This window comes from Neptuniibacter sp., assembly GCF_024231755.1.
GTDB lineage: Bacteria > Pseudomonadota > Gammaproteobacteria > Pseudomonadales > Balneatricaceae > Neptuniibacter.
This window is the reverse complement of sequence record NZ_JAAEQH010000175.1, coordinates 1-4,293: the sequence shown is the minus strand read 5'-3', so window position 1 is coordinate 4,293 and position 4,293 is coordinate 1. Positions and strand designations below refer to the sequence as shown.

At 49.1% G+C, this 4,293-nt stretch carries 4 protein-coding genes; all 4 read left to right on the top strand.

What is annotated here, in order from left to right:
* Positions 1 to 187: Phenylacetic acid catabolic protein (locus GY843_RS09460; protein ID WP_297308928.1), on the top strand; the 187-nt coding region annotated here is incomplete at its 5' end.
* 5 nt (positions 188 to 192) lie between these two features.
* Positions 193 to 732, top strand: a complete 540-nt coding sequence (paaD, locus tag GY843_RS09455) for a 1,2-phenylacetyl-CoA epoxidase subunit PaaD (protein ID WP_297308926.1) — start codon at positions 193 to 195, stop codon at positions 730 to 732.
* A 33-nt stretch (positions 733 to 765) separates the two neighbouring features.
* The gene (paaE, locus tag GY843_RS09450) at positions 766 to 1,866 is read left to right on the top strand and encodes a 1,2-phenylacetyl-CoA epoxidase subunit PaaE (protein ID WP_297308924.1); all 1,101 of its coding nucleotides are present in this window, start codon (positions 766 to 768) and stop codon (positions 1,864 to 1,866) included.
* Between the two features lie 68 nt (positions 1,867 to 1,934).
* Positions 1,935 to 3,980: a phenylacetic acid degradation bifunctional protein PaaZ gene (gene paaZ / locus GY843_RS09445; protein ID WP_297308922.1), complete on the top strand. Its 2,046-nt coding sequence runs from the start codon at positions 1,935 to 1,937 to the stop codon at positions 3,978 to 3,980.
* Positions 3,981 to 4,293: the final 313 nt, after the last annotated feature.

The following is a 4,293-nucleotide window of genomic DNA, read 5'->3' as shown; positions in this document are numbered from 1 at the left end:
CGTATCTAAACTGCGTGACACATGGCTGAAGATGGTTAGCGATATTCTGACTGAAGCAACGCTGACTGTACCAGAAGACAGCTGGGCTGTTCGTGGTGGTCGTACCGGTTACCACACTGAGAATCTGGGCCACATGCTGACTGATATGCAGATCGTGCACCGCTCCCACCCAGGTTGTAAGTGGTAAGGCATATGAACGAAATCTCACTGATGCCGGAAGAGCAGTACCAACGTTTGCAGCAGCGTAACGCTGAAGACGTAAAGGAACTATGGGATCTGCTAGATCAGGTTAAAGACCCAGAAGTACCGGTGCTGACAATTTGGGATCTGGGGATACTGCGTGAAATCGAACGTGAAGGTGATCGTGTCGTAATCACCATCACGCCGACCTACTCCGGTTGCCCAGCGATGGACAACATCAGTACTGACGTAACTAAGGTACTGAACGATGCAGGCTACGCAGATGTGAAGGTGAAAACCTCACTGTCGCCAGCCTGGAGTTCGGAGTGGATGTCTGCGGAAGGTCGCCGCAAGCTGCGTAACTATGGCATTGCGCCACCAGAAGACGCAGATCTTGACGAAGATGGCCTGACCCCAGAGGCACACGCTCAGTGTCCGCACTGTAGTTCCCGAAATACACGCCGGGTAAGTGAGTTTGGCTCTACGGCCTGTAAAGCACTGTTCCAGTGTAACGACTGTAACGAACCATTTGACTATTTTAAGAAAATTTAGGCCAAGCCTAGGTTTTAAGATAAAGGTGAAGCAATGTCTGACACCAATTTCTACTCGCTAAAAATTGCTGATGTGCAGCCGGAAACGGAAACGGCAATCGCAGTTAGCTTCGCAGTTCCAGCTGAACTGCAAGACAAGTTTAACTTCATTCAGGGTCAGTTCCTGACGCTGCGTGCAATGATCGATGGCGAAGATGTACGCCGTTCTTACTCTATCTGCTCTGGCGTAAACGATGGCCACATGCGTGTGGGTATCAAGCGTGTTAAAGACGGTAAGTTCTCTAACTACGCTAACGATAACTTCAAGCCAGGTATGAGCGTTGAAGTAATGCCTCCACAGGGTAGCTTCTACACTGAAGTTAAAGCGGACCAGAAAAAGAACTACATGTGCATCGCGGCGGGTTCTGGTATCACGCCGATGATCTCCATCATGAAAACGGTTCTGTCCACTGAGCCAGAGTCTAAAGTGACTCTGATCTACGGCAACCGCCGCAGCAACTCAGTGATGTTCAAAGACGAACTGAACTTCGTTAAGAACCGTTATATGAACCGCTTCCAGTGGATCAACATCATGGACTATGAAGACCAGGGTGCTGACCTTCTTAACGGCCGTATCGATAACGCTAAAGGCTACGCTCTACAGAAGTCTGGCCTGATCAACATTAAAGAAGTTGATGAAGCGTTTATCTGTGGTCCTGAAGCGATGATGTCTGAAGTTTCTCGCGGCTTCCGTATGGAAGGCCTGACTGACGAACAGATCCACTACGAACTGTTTGCTAACTCTTCTGCTGACTCTCAGGCGATGCTGGAGAAAGCGGCTAAGCGTAAAGAAGAGTTCGGCGAAGAGAAGACATCCAAAGTGACAGTTATCGCTGATGGCCGTTCTGTAATGTTTGATCTGGCTACCGTGGGTGAAAACATCCTTGATGCAGGCATGCATAACGGTATGGATCTGCCTTACTCCTGTAAAGCAGGTGTTTGCTCTACGTGTAAATGTAAGCTGGTTAAAGGTGAAGTGGACATGGATATCTCCCACGGCCTTGAGCAGCATGAGATTGATGCAGGTTATGTCCTGAGCTGTCAGGCACACCCAATCTCTGACGAAGTTGTTCTGGATTTCGACGCACGTACCTGATCCCGTTTAAAGAAAGTTATCTCTCCTCGGGTGCGCCCGTGGGGAGATCATTGAGAGGCTTATCCCCGATGAAACTACAGAGTTATATCAACGGCCAGTGGGTCGAAGGTACTGACGCGGGTACAGAAGTATTTAACGCCATTAATGGTGAATCGGTCTGTACTGTTAGCTCTACTGGTGTCGACTTTAACGATGCTGTGCGTTATGCCCGTGAAACGGGTAGTCCTGCACTACGTAAAATGACGTTCCATGAGCGTGCTAATGCCCTGAAAGCTTTGGGCAAGCACCTGATGGAGAAGAAAGAAGATTTCTACCGCGTTTCTGCCTGGACCGGTGCAACACGCGCCGACAGCTGGATCGATATTGAAGGTGGTGTGAGCACCATGTTCACCTTCTCCAGTCTGGTTCGCCGTGAACTACCTAACGAAACTTTCCTGGTTGAAGATGATGCACAGATTCTGTCTCGCGAAGGCAGCTTCATCGGTCGTCACATCCTGACACCTAAAGAAGGTGTTGCGGTTCACATTAACGCATTTAACTTCCCATGCTGGGGTATGCTGGAAAAGATCGCACCTAGCCTTGCTGCGGGTATGCCAGTTATCGTTAAACCAGCTACAGCTTCTGCTTACCTGACTGAAGTGATGGTTAAAGAGATCATCGCATCCGGTATTCTTCCAGAAGGTTCTATCCAGCTGATCTGTGGTGGCGTGGGTAACCTGCTTGACCTGCTAAACGAACAGGATGTTGTGACCTTCACTGGTTCTGCATCTACAGGTCAGAAGCTGCGTACGCATCCAAATATCGTTGCGAACTCTATTCCATTCACAATGGAAGCAGACTCTCTGAACTGTGCCATCATGGGCGCAACAGTGGAGCCAGGTTCTGCCGAGTTTGATCTGTACGTGAAAGAAGTTGCTCGCGAGATGACGGTTAAAGCCGGTCAGAAGTGTACTGCTATCCGCCGTGCAATCATTCCGCGTAACCGTGTTGAAGCTGTAGCTGATGCGCTGAAAGCACGCCTGAGCAAAACCGTTATCGGTGATCCTTCTGTAGAAGGTGTTCGCATGGGTGCTCTGGTTGGTCGTAGCCAGGTTGCAGATGTTTGGGACAAAGTTGAACAGCTGAAACAGAGCTGTGAACTGATCCACGGTGGCAGCGAAGATTTTGAAATTGTTGGTGGCAATCTGGAAACAGGTGCGTTCTTCCCAACAACTCTGCTGTACTCCGACAAACCAATGGAAACTGACGTACCACACGGCGTTGAAGCCTTCGGTCCGGTTTCTACTCTGATGGCTTATGACGATATCGATCAGGCGATTGCTATCGCTAAGCTGGGTAAAGGTTCTCTGGCAGGTTCTATTGTTACTGCTGATAACCTGGAAGCACGTGATCTGGTTCTGGGCTGTGCCTCTTACCACGGTCGTCTGCATATTCTGAACGAAGCTTGTGCTAAAGAATCCACAGGTCACGGTTCACCTCTGCCAACACTGGTACACGGTGGTCCGGGTCGTGCCGGTGGCGGTGAAGAGCTGGGTGGTCTACGTGCGGTTAAGCACTACATGCAACGCACTGCGATTCAGGGTAACCCAACAACGCTGACTGCGATCACTAACGAGTTCAACCCAGGTTCTGAACAGATTAAAGATGATGTTCATCCGTTCCGTAAGTACTTCGAAGATGTACAGATCGGTGAAACGTTGATTACACACCGTCGTACCGTAACTGAAGCGGACATCGTTAACTTCGGTTGCCTGTCTGGTGACCACTTCTACGCGCATTTCGACGAAATCGCGGCGAAAGATTCCCTGTTTGGTAAGCGTGTAGCTCACGGCTATTTCGTGCTGTCTGCGGCTGCGGGTATGTTCGTTGAACCTTCTCCAGGTCCGGTTCAGTTGAACTACGGTCTGGAAAATCTACGCTTTATCGAGCCAGTTGGTATCGGTGACACGATTCAGGTGCGCCTGACTTGTAAGCGTAAGATCAAGAAAGATCGTCGTAACCCTGAAGACGAACCAAACGGCGTAATCGTTTGGGATGTTGAAGTGATCAATCAGGATAATACGCCTGTTGCGGTCTACAACATTCTGACAATGGTTGTTCGTAGAGAGGACTAAGCCAGACATCTGGCTGAACTATCAGCGCATAGACCCTTATTCATTATGCGCTGATTACCATGGACTGGTTGAGCTCTGCCACTCTTCCGGCAGGGTTCAAAACGGCTTTTAGTAGCCTTCATTCGCTCGATGCTTGCCCCGATCATTTGATCGGGGCTTTTTTATACCTTCACTTCCTGCTTTTTAACCAGTTGCACGGGTTTCAGCAAAAATTACGTGGCAGATAAATAATATATTAATTATCCTGTACATTAAGGAACCTGCGAATAAGTCTCATACTTTCTCAGTGGATTATAAAACGACCAGATACGCG

Coding starts and splice junctions, on each gene's coding strand:
- paaD (WP_297308926.1), top strand. CDS start 193: ATGAACGAAATCTCACTGATGCCGGAAGAGCAGTACCAACGTTTGCAG.
- paaE (WP_297308924.1), top strand. CDS start 766: ATGTCTGACACCAATTTCTACTCGCTAAAAATTGCTGATGTGCAGCCG.
- paaZ (WP_297308922.1), top strand. CDS start 1,935: ATGAAACTACAGAGTTATATCAACGGCCAGTGGGTCGAAGGTACTGAC.